This is a genomic window from Streptococcus mitis, from assembly GCF_047462815.1.
Lineage (GTDB): Bacteria > Bacillota > Bacilli > Lactobacillales > Streptococcaceae > Streptococcus > Streptococcus mitis_DO.
Map to the genome: position 1 here is coordinate 87,326 of NZ_JASHFB010000009.1, position 15,899 is coordinate 103,224.

Below are 15,899 nucleotides of genomic sequence, written 5' to 3' on the forward strand. Positions count from 1 at the left end.
CTATGTAAAGAAAACTTTACATAAGAGAAAAGATGTGTTAGTGTAGAATCATGGAAAAATTTGAAATGATTTCTATCACGGATATACAAAAAAATCCCTATCAACCTCGAAAAGAATTTGATAGAGAAAAACTAGATGAACTAGCACAGTCTATCAAAGAAAATGGGGTCATTCAACCGATTATTGTTCGTCAATCTCCTGTTATTGGTTATGAAATCCTTGCAGGAGAGAGACGCTATCGTGCTTCACTTTTAGCTGGTCTAAAGTCTATCCCAGCTGTTGTTAAACAACTTTCAGACCAAGAGATGATGGTCCAGTCCATCATTGAAAATTTACAGAGAGAAAATTTGAATCCAATAGAAGAAGCACGCGCCTATGAATCTCTTGTAGAGAAAGGTTTTACCCATGCTGAAATTGCAGATAAAATGGGGAAGTCTCGTCCTTATATCAGTAACTCGATTCGTTTGCTTTCCTTGCCAGATGCCATCCTATCAGAAGTAGAAAATGGCAAACTATCACAAGCCCATGCGCGTTCTCTCGTTGGGTTGAATAAGGAACAACAAGACTATTTCTTTCAACGAATTATAGAAGAAGACATTTCTGTAAGAAAGTTAGAAGCTCTTCTGACAGATAAAAAACAAAAGAAACAGCAAAAAACTGATCATTTCATACAAAATGAAGAAGAACAGTTAAAAAAACTACTCGGATTAGATGTAGAAATCAAACTGTCTAAACAAGATAGTGGAAAAATCATTATTTCTTTTTCAAATCAAGAAGAATATAGTAGAATTATCAACAGCCTGAAATAAGGCTGTTCTTTTATTTTTTTATCTCACAAGGTTATCCACTATTTTTTTCGATAAAAAGCTCAATAAATCAATAGTTTTTAATCTTATCCCCAACCTGTGGATAAAACTTGATAACATTGTGGATTATTTTTCACAGCTTGTGGAAAATTCTTACTATCTATGGTAAAATAAGTCTAGCATTAAACTTTTAAACAAGTAGTAAAGGAGGAGAACGGATTGAAAGAAAAACAATTTTGGAATCGTATCTTAGAATTTGCGCAAGAAAGACTGACTCGATCCATGTATGATTTCTATGCTATTCAAGCTGAACTCATCAAGGTAGAGGACAATGTTGCCACTATATTTTTACCTCGATCTGAAATGGAAATGGTCTGGGAAAAACAACTAAAAGATATTATTGTAGTAGCTGGTTTTGAGATTTATGATGCTGAAATAACTCCCCACTATATTTTCACAAAACCTCAAGACACGACTATCTCACAAGTTGAAGAAGCTACAAATTCAACTCTTTATGACTATAGTCCAAAGTTAGCATCTATTCCTTATTCGGATACTGGGTTAAAAGAAAAGTATACCTTTGATAATTTTATCCAAGGGGATGGAAATGTTTGGGCTGTATCAGCCGCTTTGGCTGTCTCTGAAGATTTGGCTCTGACCTATAACCCTCTTTTTATCTATGGAGGACCTGGGCTTGGTAAGACTCACTTATTAAACGCTATTGGAAATGAAATTCTAAAAAATATTCCGAATGCGCGTGTTAAATATATCCCTGCTGAAAGTTTTATTAATGACTTTCTTGACCACCTAAGACTTGGAGAAATGGAAAAGTTTAAAAAGACCTACCGCAGTCTTGATCTTTTGTTAATCGATGATATCCAGTCACTCAGCGGAAAAAAAGTCGCAACTCAGGAAGAATTTTTCAATACCTTTAATGCCCTTCATGACAAGCAAAAACAGATTGTCCTAACGAGTGATCGCAGTCCAAAACATCTAGAAGGGCTCGAGGAGAGGCTTGTCACGCGATTTAGTTGGGGATTGACACAAACTATCACACCCCCTGACTTTGAAACACGTATTGCCATTTTACAAAGTAAAACGGAACATTTAGGCTACAATTTCCAAAGTGATACTCTAGAATACCTAGCTGGGCAATTTGATTCAAATGTTCGAGATCTTGAAGGAGCTATCAACGACATCACTTTAATTGCCAGAGTAAAAAAAATCAAGGATATCACTATTGATATTGCTGCAGAAGCTATTAGAGCTCGCAAACAAGATGTTAGCCAAATGCTCGTCATCCCAATTGACAAAATCCAAAATGAAGTTGGTAACTTTTATGGTGTTAGCGTCAAAGAAATGAAGGGAAGCAGACGCCTTCAAAATATTGTTTTGGCTCGTCAAGTAGCCATGTATTTATCTAGAGAACTGACAGATAATAGTCTTCCAAAAATTGGGAAGGAATTTGGAGGAAAAGATCATACAACAGTCATTCATGCCCATGCAAAAATTAAATCTTTGATTGATGAAGACGATAATTTACGTTTAGAAATTGAATCAATCAAAAAGAAAATAAAATAACTTGTGGATAACTTTCGCTTTTTTATCTTTTTTATCCACATTTTTTAAACAAGCTAAAAATCTTGATATGACTTACTTTAAGTCTGTTTTCCACAGATTTCACAGACTCTATTATTACTATTATCCTTCTAATACTAAAAATAAATAAAGGAGAATCCATGATTCATTTTTCAATTAATAAAAATTTATTTCTACAAGCATTAAATATTACTAAGAGAGCTATTAGTTCTAAAAATGCCATTCCTATTTTATCAACTGTCAAAATTGATGTGACCAATGAAGGTGTTACTTTAATTGGTTCAAATGTTCAAATTTCAATTGAAAATTTTATTTCTCAAAAAAATGAAGATGCTGGTCTATTAATTACTTCTTTAGGTTCGATCCTTCTTGAAGCTTCTTTCTTCATCAATGTGGTATCTAGTCTACCTGATGTGACTCTTGATTTTAAAGAAATTGAACAAAATCAAATTGTTTTAACCAGTGGCAAATCAGAAATTACCCTAAAAGGAAAAAATAGCGAACAGTACCCACGAATCCAAGAAATTTCAGCAAGCACTCCTTTGGTTCTTGAAACAAAATTACTCAAGAAAATTATCAATGAAACAGCTTTTGCTGCAAGTACACAAGAAAGTCGTCCAATTTTAACAGGTGTTCATTTTGTATTGAGTCAGCATAAAGATCTAAAAACAGTTGCAACAGACTCTCATCGTCTAAGCCAGAAAAAATTGACTCTCGAAAAAAATAGTGATGATTTTGATGTTGTCATTCCTAGCCGTTCTCTACGCGAATTTTCAGCGGTATTTACAGATGATATTGAAACTGTGGAGATTTTCTTTGCTAACAATCAAATCCTCTTTAGAAGTGAAAATATTAGCTTCTATACTCGTTTGTTAGAAGGTAACTATCCTGATACAGATCGCTTGATTCCAACAGATTTTAACACTACAATTACTTTTGATGTGGTAAACTTACGTCAGTCAATGGAACGTGCTCGCCTTTTATCAAGTGCGACTCAAAATGGTACTGTGAAGCTTGAAATTAAAGATGGGGTTGTTAGCGCCCATGTTCACTCTCCAGAAGTTGGTAAAGTAAACGAAGAAATCGATACTGATCAGGTGACTGGTGAAGATTTGACTATTAGTTTCAACCCAACTTACTTGATTGATTCCCTTAAAGCTTTGAATAGCGAAAAGGTGACCATTAGCTTTATCTCAGCTGTTCGTCCATTTACTCTTGTGCCAGCAGACACTGATGAGGACTTCATGCAGCTCATTACACCAGTTCGTACAAATTAAGTGAAATAAGTAAAAGAGGTTGAGCTTGGCTCGCCTCTTTTATGATATAATCGAAAAAGAAAAGGAGAGTAGTATGTATCAAGTTGGAAATTTTGTTGAGATGAAAAAACCACATGCTTGTACTATCAAGTCAACTGGTAAAAAAGCAAATCGTTGGGAAATTACACGTGTAGGGGCAGATATCAAAATCAAATGCAGTAATTGTGACCATGTTGTCATGATGGGACGCTATGATTTTGATCGAAAAATGAATAAAATTATTGACTGAAAACCCTTAGTTAGAGGGTTAGCAAGTTTTCCCTTTTTGTGTTATAATATTAGGGATTGAAATGAAAACGGAGAATGAGAAAATATGGCTTTAACAGCAGGTATCGTTGGTTTGCCAAACGTTGGTAAATCAACACTATTTAATGCAATTACAAAAGCAGGAGCAGAGGCTGCAAACTATCCATTTGCGACGATTGATCCAAATGTTGGAATGGTTGAGGTTCCAGATGAACGCCTACAAAAATTGACTGAAATGATTACTCCTAAAAAGACAGTTCCAACAACATTTGAATTTACAGATATCGCAGGAATTGTAAAAGGAGCTTCAAAAGGAGAAGGGCTAGGGAATAAATTCTTGGCTAATATCCGTGAAGTAGATGCGATTGTTCATGTAGTTCGTGCTTTTGATGATGAAAATGTCATGCGCGAGCAAGGACGTGAAGATGCTTTTGTGGATCCACTGGCAGATATTGATACTATTAACCTAGAGTTGATTCTTGCTGACTTAGAATCAGTTAATAAGCGCTATGCGCGTGTAGAAAAGATGGCACGTACGCAAAAAGATAAAGAATCAGTAGCAGAATTTAATGTTCTTCAAAAGATTAAACCAGTCCTTGAAGATGGGAAATCAGCTCGTACAATCGAATTTACAGATGAAGAACAAAAGGTTGTCAAAGGACTATTCCTTTTGACAACAAAACCAGTTCTTTATGTAGCGAATGTGGATGAGGATGTGGTTTCAGAACCTGACTCTATCGACTATGTTAAACAAATTCGTGAATTTGCAGCGACAGAAAATGCGGAAGTAGTCGTTATTTCTGCGCGTGCTGAGGAAGAAATTTCTGAGTTAGACGAAGAAGACAAGCAAGAGTTTCTTGAAGCTCTTGGGTTGACAGAATCAGGTGTAGATAAGTTGACGCGTGCAGCTTACCACTTGCTTGGACTGGGAACTTACTTCACAGCTGGTGAAAAAGAAGTTCGAGCTTGGACCTTCAAACGTGGTATGAAGGCTCCTCAAGCAGCTGGTATTATCCACTCAGACTTTGAAAAAGGCTTTATCCGTGCAGTAACCATGTCATATGAGGATCTAGTGAAATACGGATCTGAAAAGGCTGTAAAAGAAGCTGGACGCTTGCGTGAAGAAGGAAAAGAATATATCGTTCAAGATGGCGATATCATGGAATTCCGCTTCAATGTCTAAAAAATTAATAAACGGTGTCAATTAGGTTGGAAAAAATTCCAACCCTTTTGGCTTTTGAAAGGAAAATAAATGACCAAATTACTTGTAGGCTTGGGAAATCCAGGAGATAAATATTTTGAAACCAAACATAATGTTGGTTTTATGTTGATTGATCAACTAGCGAAGAAACAGAATGTCACTTTTACACACGATAAGATATTTCAAGCTGACCTAGCATCTTTTTTCATAAATGGAGAAAAAATTTATCTTGTCAAACCAACGACCTTTATGAATGAAAGTGGAAAAGCTGTTCATGCTTTATTGACTTACTATGGTTTGGATATTGAAGATTTACTCATCATTTATGATGATCTTGACATGGAAGTTGGGAAAATTCGTTTAAGAGCAAAAGGTTCAGCAGGTGGTCATAATGGTATCAAGTCTATTATTCAACATATTGGAACCCAGACCTTTAATCGTGTTAAAATTGGAATTGGAAGACCTAAAAATGGTATGTCAGTTGTTAACCATGTTTTGAGTACCTTTGACAAGGATGATTATATTGGTATTTTACAGTCTATTGACAAAGTTGACGATGCTGTAAATCACTATTTACAAGAGAAAAATTTTGAAAAAACGATGCAGAGGTATAACGGATAAATGGCGACCTTATTAGATTTATTCTCAGAAAATGATCAGATTAAAAAATGGCATCAAAATTTAACAGATAAAAAAAGACAATTAATGTTAGGCTTGTCAACTTCTACAAAAGCTTTAGCAATCGCTAGTAGTTTGAAGAAAGAAGATAAGATTGTGTTACTGACATCAACATATGGAGAGGCAGAAGGGCTTATTAGTGATCTTATTTCTATCTTAGGTGAGGAATTGGTCTATCCATTTTTGGTGGATGATTCCCCTATGGTTGAGTTTTTGATGTCTTCACAAGAAAAAATCATCTCACGGGTTGAAGCCTTGCGTTTTTTGACTGATCCGTCTAGGAAAGGGATCTTAGTTTGTAATATTGCAGCAAGTCGATTGTTTTTACCTTCTCCCAATGTATTTAAAGATAGTATTGTAAAAATATCAGTGGGTGAAGAATATGATCAAAACGCACTTATCCATCAGTTAAAAGAAATCGGCTATCGAAAGGTTACACAAGTACAAACTCAAGGAGAATTTAGTCTTCGAGGAGATATTTTAGATATTTTTGAAATATCTCAGTTAGAACCTTGCCGAATTGAGTTTTTTGGTGATGAAGTAGATGGTATCAGGTCATTTGAAGTCGAAACACAATTATCGAAAGAAAATCAGACAGAACTCACTATCTTTCCAGCTAGCGATATGATTTTAAGAGAAAAGGATTATCAACGAGGACAGTCAGTTTTAGAAAAGCAAATATCGAAGACTCTATCACCGATTCTGAAATCCTACCTAGAAGAAATTCTTTCAAGTTTTCATCAAAAACAAACGCATGCAGATTCTCGGAAATTTTTATCTTTGTGTTATGAGAAATCATGGACTGTCTTTGATTATATTAAAAAAGATACGCCCATATTCTTTGATGATTATCAGAAATTGATGAATCAGTATGAAGTCTTTGAAAGAGAATTAGCGCAATACTTTACAGAAGAGTTACAGAATAGTAAAGCATTTTCTGAGATGCAGTATTTTGCTGATACTGAGCAAATCTATAAAAAACAAAGCCCAGTGACCTTTTTTTCTAATCTGCAAAAGGGGTTAGGAAATCTCAAATTTGACCCAATTTATCAATTTAATCAATATCCCATGCAGGAATTTTTCAATCAATTTTCTTTTCTAAAAGAAGAAATTGAACGATATAAAAAAACGGACTACACTATTATCTTGCAATCTAGCAATTCAATGGGAAGTAAAACATTGGAGGATATTTTAGAGGAATACCAGATTAAATTGGATTCTAGAGATAAGTCAAGTATCTGTAAAGAATCTGTAAACTTAATCGAGGGCAATCTCAGACATGGTTTTCATTTTGTAGATGAGAAGGTTTTATTGATTACTGAGCATGAGATTTTTCAAAAGAAATTAAAACGTCGTTTTCGAAGACAACATGTTTCGAATGCGGAGCGATTAAAAGATTATAATGAACTTGAAAAAGGGGACTACGTTGTTCACCATATCCATGGAATTGGTCAATATCTAGGAATTGAAACAATTGAAATCAAGGGGCTTCATCGAGATTATGTCAGTGTTCAATATCAAAATGGTGATCAAATTTCTATCCCAGTAGAACAGATTCATTTGCTGTCTAAATATGTTTCAAGTGATGGAAAAGCTCCTAAACTCAATAAATTAAATGATGGTCATTTTAAAAAAGCCAAGCAAAAAGTTAAGAATCAGGTAGAGGATATAGCAGACGATTTAATCAAACTCTATTCTGAGCGTAGTCAGTTGAAGGGTTTTGCTTTCTCAGCTGATGATGAAGAGCAAGATGCTTTTGATGATGCTTTCCCTTATGTTGAAACGGATGATCAACTTCGTAGTATCGAGGAAATCAAGAGAGATATGCAGGCTTCTCAGTCAATGGATCGACTTTTAGTTGGGGATGTTGGTTTTGGTAAGACTGAAGTTGCAATGCGTGCAGCCTTTAAGGCAGTCAATGATCACAAGCAGGTTGTCGTTCTAGTTCCGACGACGGTTTTAGCGCAACAGCACTATACAAATTTTAAGGAACGATTCCAAAATTTTGCAGTTAATATTGATGTGTTGAGTCGCTTTAGAAGTAAAAAAGAGCAGACTGAAACACTTGAAAAATTGAAAAAGGGTCAAGTTGATATTTTAATTGGAACACATCGTGTTTTGTCAAAAGATGTTGTGTTTTCTGATTTGGGATTGATGATTATTGATGAGGAACAGCGATTTGGTGTCAAGCATAAGGAAACCTTGAAAGAACTGAAAAAACAAGTAGATGTCCTGACCTTGACAGCAACGCCAATTCCTCGTACCCTTCACATGTCTATGCTGGGAATCAGAGATTTGTCTGTTATTGAAACTCCGCCGACTAATCGTTATCCAGTGCAAACCTATGTTTTAGAAAAGAATGATAGTGTGATTCGTGATGCGGTCTTGCGTGAAATGGAGCGTGGAGGTCAAGTTTACTATCTTTACAACAAAGTTGACACGATTGACCAGAAGGTTTCAGAATTACAGGAGTTGATTCCAGAGGCTTCTATTGGTTATGTTCATGGACAAATGAGTGAAATTCAGTTGGAAAATACTCTATTGGACTTTATTGAAGGTCAGTATGATATTTTGGTGACGACTACTATTATTGAGACAGGGGTGGACATTCCAAATGCCAATACCTTATTTATTGAAAATGCGGACCATATGGGCTTGTCAACCTTGTATCAATTAAGAGGAAGAGTTGGACGTAGTAATCGTATTGCTTACGCCTATCTCATGTATCGTCCAGAAAAATCAATCAGTGAAGTCTCTGAAAAGAGATTAGAAGCAATCAAAGGATTTACAGAATTGGGCTCCGGATTTAAGATTGCTATGCGAGATCTTTCGATTCGTGGAGCAGGAAATCTTTTAGGGAAATCCCAGTCTGGTTTCATTGATTCTGTTGGTTTTGAATTGTATTCTCAGTTGCTAGAGGAAGCTATTGCTAAACGAAACGGGAATGCTAACACAAGAACCAAAGGGAATGCCGAATTGATTTTACAAATTGATGCTTATCTTCCTGATACTTATATTTCTGATCAACGACATAAGATTGAAATTTACAAGAAAATTCGTCAAATTGACAACCGTGTCAATTATGAAGAGTTACAAGAAGAGTTGATGGACCGCTTTGGAGAATACCCAGATGTGGTTGCATATCTTTTAGAGATTGGTTTGGTCAAATCATACTTGGATAAGATCTTTGTTCAACGTGTGGAAAGAAAAGAAAATAAGATTACAGTTCAATTTGAAAAAGTCACCCAACGACTGTTTTTAGCTCAAGATTATTTTAAAGCTTTATCCGCAACGAACTTAAAAGCAGCCATAGCTGATAATGAAGTAGCAATGGAGCTTGTATTTGATGTCCGAAATAAGAAAGATTATGAAATTTTAGAAGGTCTGATAATTTTTGGAGAAAGTTTATTAGAGATAAAAGAGTCGAAGGAAGAAAATGCCATTTGATATTTTTCTTCTATAAAATAGATAAAAATGGTACAATAATGAGTTGAGGTAATAAAGATGAGGTTAGACAAATATTTAAAAGTATCACGAATTATCAAGCGTCGTACAGTCGCAAAAGAAGTAGCAGATAAAGGAAGAATCAAGGTGAATGGGATTTTGGCCAAAAGTTCAACGGATTTGAAAGTTAATGACCAAGTTGAGATTCGCTTTGGCAATAAGTTGCTACTTGTAAAAGTACTAGAGATGAAAGATAGTACAAAAAAAGAAGATGCAGCAGGCATGTATGAAATTATCAGTGAAACACGGGTAGAAGAAAATGTCTAAGAATATTGTACAATTAAACAATTCTTTTATCCAAAATGAATACCAACGTCGTCGCTACCTGATGAAAGAACGACAAAAACGGAATCGTTTTATGGGGTGGGTATTGATTTTGATTATGCTGTTATTTATTTTACCAACTTTTAATTTAGCGCAGAGCTATCAGCAATTACTCCAAAGACGTCAGCAATTAGCAGACTTGCAAACTCAGTATCAAACTTTGAGTGATGAAAAGGATAAGGAGACAGCATTTGCTACCAAGTTGAAAGACGAGGATTATGCTGCCAAATATACACGAGCGAAGTACTATTATTCTAAATCGAGGGAAATAGTTTATACGATTCCTGACTTGCTTCAAAGGTGATAAAATGGAAAATTTATTAAACGTAATTGAGCAATTTTTGAGTTTATCAGATGAAAAGCTGGAAGAGTTGGCTGATAAAAATCAATTATTGCGTTTACAAGAAGAAAAGGAAAGGAAGAATGCGTAAGTTCTTAATTATTTTGTTGCTACCGAGTTTTTGGGCCATTTCAAAAGTCGTTAGCACAGAAAAAGAAGTCGTCTATACTTCGAAAGAAATTTATTACCTTTCACAATCTGACTTTGGTATTTATTTTAGAGAAAAGCTAAATTCTCCTATGATTTATGGAGAGGTTCCTGTCTATGCGAATGAAGATTTAGTTGTTGAATCTGGAAAATTAACTCCAAAAACAAGTTTTCAAATAACCGAGTGGCGCTTAAATAAACAAGGAATTCCAGTATTTAAGTTGTCTAACAATCAATTTATTGCTGCAGACAAACGATTTTTATATGATCAGTCAGAGGTAACTCCTACAATAAAAAAAGTATGGTTAGAATCAGGTTTTAAACTGTATAATAGTCCTTATGATTTAAAAGAGGTAAAATCATCCTTATCAGCTTATTCGCAGGTATCAATCGATAAGACAATGTTTGTAGAAGGAAAAGAATTTCTACATATTGATCAGGCTGGATGGGTAGATAAGGAATCAACTTCTGAAGAAGATAATCGGATGAGTAAAGTCCAAGAAATGTTATCTGAAAAATATCAAAAAGATTCTTTCTCTATTTATGTTAAGCAATTGGCTACTGGAAAAGAAGCAGGTATCAATCAAGATGAAAAGATGTATGCGGCTAGTGTTTTAAAGCTCCCTTATCTCTATTATACGCAAGAAAAAATAAATGAGGGTCTGTATCAGTTAGATACGACTGTAAAATACGTATCAGCAGTTAATGATTTTCCAGGTTCTTATAAACCAGAGGGAAGTGGTAGTCTTCCTAAAAAAGAGGATAATAAAGAATATTCTTTAAAGGATTTAATCACAAAAGTATCTAAAGAATCTGATAATGTAGCTCATAATATATTGGGTTATTACCTTTCAAACCAATCTGATTCCACATTCAAATCCAAGATGTCTGCCATTATGGGAGATGATTGGGATCCAAAAGAAAAATTGATTTCTTCCAAGATGACCGGGAAGATTATGGAAGCTATTTATAATCAAAATGGATTTGTGCTAGAGTCTTTGACTAAAACAGATTTTGATAATCAGCGAATTGCCAAAGGTGTTTCTGTGAAGGTAGCTCATAAAATTGGGGATGCGGACGAATTTAAGCATGATACGGGTGTTGTCTACGCAGATTCTCCATTTATTCTTTCTATTTTCACTAAAAATTCTGATTATGATACAATTTCTCAGATAGCCAAGGATGTTTATGAGGTTCTAAAATGAGGGAACAAGATTTTTTAAATCATTTTCTCAAGAAGGGATATTTCAAAAAGCATGCTAAAGTGGTGCTAGCTCTTTCTGGTGGATTAGATTCTATGTTTCTATTTAAGGTATTGTCTACTTATCAAGAAGAGTTAGAAATTGAATTGATTCTAGCTCATGTCAATCATAAGCAGAGAGTAGAATCAGATTGGGAAGAAAAGGAATTAAGGAAGTTAGCTGTTGAAGCTGGGCTTCCTATTTATGTCAGAAATTTTTCAGGAGAATTTTCAGAAGCGCGTGCTCGAAATTTTCGTTATGATTTTTTTCAAGAGGTCATGAAAAAGACAGGTGCGACAGCCTTAGTCACTGCCCACCATGCGGATGACCAGGTGGAAACGATTTTGATGCGTTTGATTCGAGGAACTCGTTTGCGCTACCTATCAGGAATTAAGGAGGAGCAAGTGGTCGGAGATATAGAACTTATTCGGCCCTTCTTGCATTTCCATAAAAAAGACTTTCCACCAATTTTTCACTTTGAAGATACATCAAATAAGAAAAATCATTATTTTCGAAATCGTATTCGAAATTCTTATTTACCAGAATTAGAAAAAGAAAATCCTCGATTTAGAGATGCAATCTTAAGTATCGGAAATGAAATTTTAGATTATGACTTAGCTATAGCTGAATTATCTAACAATATTGATGTGGAAAATTTACAACAGTTATTTTCTTATTCTGAGTCTACACAAAGAGTTTTACTTCAAACTTATCTGAATCGTTTTCCAGATTTGAATCTTACAAAAGCGCAGTTTGATGAAGTTCGGCAGATTTTAAAATCTAAAAGCCAGTATCGTCATCTGCTTAAAAATGGCTATGAATTGATAAAAGAGTATCAACAGTTTCAGATTTGTAAAATCAGTCCGCAGGCTGATGAAAAGGAAGATGAACTTGTGTTATACTATCAAAATCAGGTTACTTATCAAGGATACACATTTTCCTTTGGCCTTCCTTTAGAAGGTAAATCAATTCAACAAATACCTGTTTCACGCGAAACATACATACACATTCGTCATCGAAAAACAGGAGATGTTTTGATTCAAAATGGGCATAGAAAAAAACTCAGACGTCTATTTATCGATTTGAAAATCCCTATGGAAAAGCGAAAATCTACTCTGATTATTGAGCAATTTGGTGAAATTGTTTCAATTTTGGGAATTGCGACCAGTAATTTGAGTAAAAACACGAAAAATGATATAATGAACACTGTACTTTATATAGAAAAAATAGATAGGTAAAAAAATGTTAGAAAACGATATTAAAAAAATCCTCGTTTCACACGATGAAATTACAGAAGCTGCTAAAAAATTAGGTGCTCAATTAACCAAAGACTATGCAGGAAAAAATCCAATTTTAGTCGGGATTTTAAAAGGATCTATTCCTTTTATGGCTGAATTAGTCAAACATATCGACACACATATTGAAATGGACTTCATGATGGTTTCTAGCTACCATGGTGGAACAGCAAGTAGCGGTGTGATCAATATTAAACAAGATGTGACTCAAGATATCAAAGGAAGACATGTTCTATTTGTAGAGGATATCATCGATACAGGTCAAACTTTGAAGAATTTACGAGATATGTTTATTGAAAGAGAAGCTGCTTCTGTTAAAATTGCCACCTTGTTGGATAAACCAGAGGGACGTGTTGTAGAAATTGAAGCTGACTATACCTGCTTTACGATTCCAAATGAGTTTGTAGTAGGTTATGGTTTAGATTACAAAGAAAATTATCGTAACCTTCCTTATGTTGGAGTATTGAAAGAAGAAGTGTATTCAAATTAGAAGGAACAATTTTTAATGAAAAAACAAAATAATGGTTTAATTAAAAATCCTTTTCTATGGTTATTACTTATTTTTCTGCTAGTTACAGGTTACCAGTATTTTAGCACAGGTAGTGTTGCAGGGAAAAGTGAGCAAATTAATTATACAGAATTGGTAAAAGAAATTACCGATGACAATGTAAAAGAATTAACTTACCAACCAAATGGTAGTGTTATCGAAGTTTCGGGTGTTTATAAAAATCCTAAAACAAGTAAAGAAGACACAGGTATCCAGTTCTTTTCTCCCTCTGCTATAACAGTAGAGAAATTTTCAAGTATTATTCTTCCTTCAGATACTACCGTATCAGAATTGCAAAAACTTGCTTCTGACCATAAATCGGAAGTAACTGTTAAGCATGAAAGTTCAAGTGGTATGTGGATTAATATTCTTGTATCCATTGTGCCATTTGGTATTCTCTTCTTCTTCCTATTCTCTATGATGGGAAATATGGGAGGAAATAATAGCCGTAACCCAATGAGTTTTGGACGTAGCAAGGCTAAAGCTGCAAATAAAGAAGATATTAAAGTAAGATTTTCAGATGTTGCTGGAGCTGAGGAAGAAAAACAAGAACTAGTTGAAGTTGTTGAGTTCTTAAAAGATCCAAAACGATTCACAAAACTTGGAGCCCGTATTCCAGCAGGTGTTCTTTTGGAGGGACCTCCGGGAACAGGTAAAACTTTGCTTGCTAAGGCAGTAGCCGGAGAAGCTGGTGTTCCATTCTTTAGTATCTCAGGTTCTGACTTTGTAGAAATGTTTGTCGGAGTTGGAGCTAGTCGTGTTCGTTCTCTTTTCGAAGATGCCAAAAAAGCAGCACCAGCTATCATCTTTATCGATGAAATTGATGCTGTTGGACGTCAACGTGGAGTCGGTCTCGGCGGAGGTAATGACGAACGTGAACAAACCTTGAACCAACTTTTGATTGAGATGGATGGTTTTGAGGGAAATGAAGGGATTATCGTCATCGCTGCGACAAACCGTTCAGATGTACTTGACCCTGCCCTTCTGCGTCCAGGACGTTTTGATAGAAAAGTATTGGTTGGCCGTCCTGATGTTAAAGGTCGTGAAGCAATCTTGAAAGTTCACGCTAAGAACAAGCCTTTAGCAGAAGATGTTGATTTGAAATTAGTGGCTCAACAAACTCCAGGTTTTGTTGGTGCTGATTTAGAGAATGTCTTGAATGAAGCGGCTTTAGTCGCTGCTCGTCGCAATAAATCAATCATTGATGCCTCAGATATTGATGAAGCAGAAGATAGAGTTATTGCTGGTCCTTCTAAGAAAGATAAGACAGTTTCACAAAAAGAACGTGAGTTGGTTGCTTATCATGAAGCAGGACATACCATTGTTGGTTTAGTCTTGTCGAATGCCCGTGTTGTTCATAAGGTTACAATTGTACCACGTGGCCGTGCAGGTGGATACATGATTGCACTTCCTAAAGAGGATCAAATGCTTCTATCTAAAGAAGATATGAAAGAGCAATTGGCTGGCTTAATGGGTGGACGTGTAGCTGAAGAAATTATCTTTAATGTCCAAACTACAGGAGCCTCAAATGACTTTGAACAGGCGACACAAATGGCGCGTGCAATGGTTACAGAATACGGTATGAGTGAAAAGCTTGGCCCAGTACAATATGAAGGAAACCATGCTATGTTTGGTGCACAGAGTCCTCAAAAATCAATTTCAGAACAAACAGCTTATGAAATTGACGAAGAGGTTCGTTCATTATTGAATGAAGCACGAAATAAAGCTGCTGAAATTATTCAGTCAAATCGTGAAACTCACAAGTTGATTGCAGAAGCATTATTGAAATACGAAACATTGGATAGTACACAAATTAAATCTCTTTACGAAACAGGAAAGATGCCTGAAACAGTAGAAGAGGAATCTCATGCATTATCTTATGATGAAGTGAAGTCAAAAATGAATGACGAAAAATAACCCCGAGAGAGGCCCGTCCTCTCTTTTTTGTGCATTTGAGACGGTGAAGAGAACAGAATGGAGAAAATGTCACAAACGATGTTTCGAATCTGTTAGACTGTATCTAGAAAGGGGAACGTTATGCTTAAAGAATTGTATGAAGAAGTCCAAGGAATTGTGTACAAGTGTAGAAATGAATATTACTTGCATTTATGGGAGTTATCGGATTGGGACCAAGAGGGAATGATTTGCTTACATGAATTGATCAGTAGAGAAGAAGGATTAGTAGAAGATATTCCACGCTTACGTAAATATTTCAAGACCAAGTTCCGAAATCGAATTCTAGACTATATCCGCAGACAAGAAAGTCAGAAGCGTAGATATGATAAAGAACCTTATGAAGAAGTGGGTGAAATTAGTCATCGTATAGGTGAGGGAGGTCTCTGGCTAGATGAGTATTATCTCTTTCATGAAACACTAAGAGATTATAGAAGGAAACAAACTAAAGAACAACAAGAAGAGTTAGAACGTGTCTTAAGAAATGAACGTTTCCGAGGGCGTCAAAGCGTGCTAAGGGACTTGCGTATTGTGTTTAAAGAGTTTGATATCCGTAGCTGGTAGGAAGCTATGCAAAAAAGGTAAATTCCCAAACTAAGTTCCACCGCTAGTACAAGTGGAAGTTAGTCTGATAAAAATCCTAAAAACCAGTGGAAATCTGTGTCAGGGTAAATTCCACTGGTTTTACTAATGCTTGATTTC

General features: G+C 35.4%; 15 protein-coding genes. All 15 read left to right on the plus strand.

The genetic code is table 11. The annotated features are described in order from the left end of the window. Positions 1–50: 50 nt before the first annotated feature. The 15 genes from QM865_RS06230 (at position 51) to QM865_RS06300 (ending at position 15,761) form a co-directional block, all read left to right on the plus strand. Entirely contained in the window at positions 51–809 is a 759-nt protein-coding gene (locus QM865_RS06230) for a ParB/RepB/Spo0J family partition protein (RefSeq protein WP_414306274.1), read from the plus strand. Between the two features lie 216 nt (positions 810–1,025). Beyond that, positions 1,026–2,387, plus strand: coding sequence for a chromosomal replication initiator protein DnaA (gene dnaA, locus QM865_RS06235; protein WP_033678806.1), 1,362 nt, complete (start codon positions 1,026–1,028; stop codon positions 2,385–2,387). 158 nt (positions 2,388–2,545) lie between these two features. Next, positions 2,546–3,682 carry a DNA polymerase III subunit beta gene (gene dnaN, locus QM865_RS06240; protein WP_261030045.1) on the plus strand — a complete coding sequence of 379 codons (1,137 nt, stop codon included), beginning with the start codon at positions 2,546–2,548 and terminating at the stop codon, positions 3,680–3,682. A gap of 73 nt (positions 3,683–3,755) precedes the next feature. Then, the gene (locus tag QM865_RS06245) at positions 3,756–3,950 is read left to right on the plus strand and encodes a DUF951 domain-containing protein (RefSeq protein WP_000285186.1); all 195 of its coding nucleotides are present in this window, start codon (positions 3,756–3,758) and stop codon (positions 3,948–3,950) included. Positions 3,951–4,034: 84 nt separating this feature from the next. Continuing rightward, positions 4,035–5,150, plus strand: coding sequence for a redox-regulated ATPase YchF (ychF, locus tag QM865_RS06250; RefSeq protein ID WP_001218713.1), 1,116 nt, complete (start codon positions 4,035–4,037; stop codon positions 5,148–5,150). A 69-nt stretch (positions 5,151–5,219) separates the two neighbouring features. Beyond that, the gene (gene pth / locus QM865_RS06255) at positions 5,220–5,789 is read left to right on the plus strand and encodes an aminoacyl-tRNA hydrolase (RefSeq protein WP_414306275.1); all 570 of its coding nucleotides are present in this window, start codon (positions 5,220–5,222) and stop codon (positions 5,787–5,789) included. After that, positions 5,790–9,293, plus strand: a complete 3,504-nt coding sequence (gene mfd, locus QM865_RS06260; protein ID WP_414306276.1) for a transcription-repair coupling factor — start codon at positions 5,790–5,792, stop codon at positions 9,291–9,293. It begins immediately after the preceding gene. A gap of 57 nt (positions 9,294–9,350) precedes the next feature. Next, positions 9,351–9,617, plus strand: coding sequence for an RNA-binding S4 domain-containing protein (locus QM865_RS06265; protein ID WP_001234978.1), 267 nt, complete (start codon positions 9,351–9,353; stop codon positions 9,615–9,617). Beyond that, positions 9,610–9,978, plus strand: a complete 369-nt coding sequence (locus QM865_RS06270; RefSeq protein ID WP_000041912.1) for a septum formation initiator family protein — start codon at positions 9,610–9,612, stop codon at positions 9,976–9,978. Before QM865_RS06265 ends, QM865_RS06270 begins: the two co-directional genes overlap by 8 nt. 4 nt (positions 9,979–9,982) lie before the next feature. Beyond that, positions 9,983–10,105 carry an SP_0009 family protein gene (locus QM865_RS06275; RefSeq protein ID WP_414306277.1) on the plus strand — a complete coding sequence of 41 codons (123 nt, stop codon included), beginning with the start codon at positions 9,983–9,985 and terminating at the stop codon, positions 10,103–10,105. After that, a complete protein-coding gene (locus QM865_RS06280) occupies positions 10,098–11,366 on the plus strand; it encodes a serine hydrolase (RefSeq protein WP_414306278.1) in 1,269 nt (422 codons plus the stop codon). The genes QM865_RS06275 and QM865_RS06280 overlap by 8 nt, the downstream gene beginning before the upstream one ends. After that, positions 11,363–12,640, plus strand: a complete 1,278-nt coding sequence (gene tilS / locus QM865_RS06285; protein WP_414306279.1) for a tRNA lysidine(34) synthetase TilS — start codon at positions 11,363–11,365, stop codon at positions 12,638–12,640. Before QM865_RS06280 ends, tilS begins: the two co-directional genes overlap by 4 nt. 4 nt (positions 12,641–12,644) lie before the next feature. Next, entirely contained in the window at positions 12,645–13,187 is a 543-nt protein-coding gene (hpt, locus tag QM865_RS06290) for a hypoxanthine phosphoribosyltransferase (protein WP_125456724.1), read from the plus strand. A gap of 15 nt (positions 13,188–13,202) precedes the next feature. Continuing rightward, positions 13,203–15,161, plus strand: a complete 1,959-nt coding sequence (gene ftsH, locus QM865_RS06295; RefSeq protein WP_414306280.1) for an ATP-dependent zinc metalloprotease FtsH — start codon at positions 13,203–13,205, stop codon at positions 15,159–15,161. A 120-nt stretch (positions 15,162–15,281) separates the two neighbouring features. After that, positions 15,282–15,761, plus strand: a complete 480-nt coding sequence (locus QM865_RS06300; RefSeq protein ID WP_414306281.1) for a sigma-70 family RNA polymerase sigma factor — start codon at positions 15,282–15,284, stop codon at positions 15,759–15,761. Positions 15,762–15,899: the final 138 nt, after the last annotated feature.

What these genes read in the sequence shown, in the direction of transcription:
- QM865_RS06230 (WP_414306274.1), top strand. Translation starts at nt 51, where the DNA reads ATGGAAAAATTTGAAATGATTTCTATCACGGATATACAAAAAAATCCC.
- dnaN (WP_261030045.1), top strand. Translation starts at nt 2,546, where the DNA reads ATGATTCATTTTTCAATTAATAAAAATTTATTTCTACAAGCATTAAAT.
- QM865_RS06245 (WP_000285186.1), top strand. Translation starts at nt 3,756, where the DNA reads ATGTATCAAGTTGGAAATTTTGTTGAGATGAAAAAACCACATGCTTGT.
- ychF (WP_001218713.1), top strand. Translation starts at nt 4,035, where the DNA reads ATGGCTTTAACAGCAGGTATCGTTGGTTTGCCAAACGTTGGTAAATCA.
- pth (WP_414306275.1), top strand. Translation starts at nt 5,220, where the DNA reads ATGACCAAATTACTTGTAGGCTTGGGAAATCCAGGAGATAAATATTTT.
- mfd (WP_414306276.1), top strand. Translation starts at nt 5,790, where the DNA reads ATGGCGACCTTATTAGATTTATTCTCAGAAAATGATCAGATTAAAAAA.
- QM865_RS06265 (WP_001234978.1), top strand. Translation starts at nt 9,351, where the DNA reads ATGAGGTTAGACAAATATTTAAAAGTATCACGAATTATCAAGCGTCGT.
- QM865_RS06270 (WP_000041912.1), top strand. Translation starts at nt 9,610, where the DNA reads ATGTCTAAGAATATTGTACAATTAAACAATTCTTTTATCCAAAATGAA.
- QM865_RS06275 (WP_414306277.1), top strand. Translation starts at nt 9,983, where the DNA reads ATGGAAAATTTATTAAACGTAATTGAGCAATTTTTGAGTTTATCAGAT.
- QM865_RS06280 (WP_414306278.1), top strand. Translation starts at nt 10,098, where the DNA reads ATGCGTAAGTTCTTAATTATTTTGTTGCTACCGAGTTTTTGGGCCATT.
- tilS (WP_414306279.1), top strand. Translation starts at nt 11,363, where the DNA reads ATGAGGGAACAAGATTTTTTAAATCATTTTCTCAAGAAGGGATATTTC.
- hpt (WP_125456724.1), top strand. Translation starts at nt 12,645, where the DNA reads ATGTTAGAAAACGATATTAAAAAAATCCTCGTTTCACACGATGAAATT.
- ftsH (WP_414306280.1), top strand. Translation starts at nt 13,203, where the DNA reads ATGAAAAAACAAAATAATGGTTTAATTAAAAATCCTTTTCTATGGTTA.
- QM865_RS06300 (WP_414306281.1), top strand. Translation starts at nt 15,282, where the DNA reads ATGCTTAAAGAATTGTATGAAGAAGTCCAAGGAATTGTGTACAAGTGT.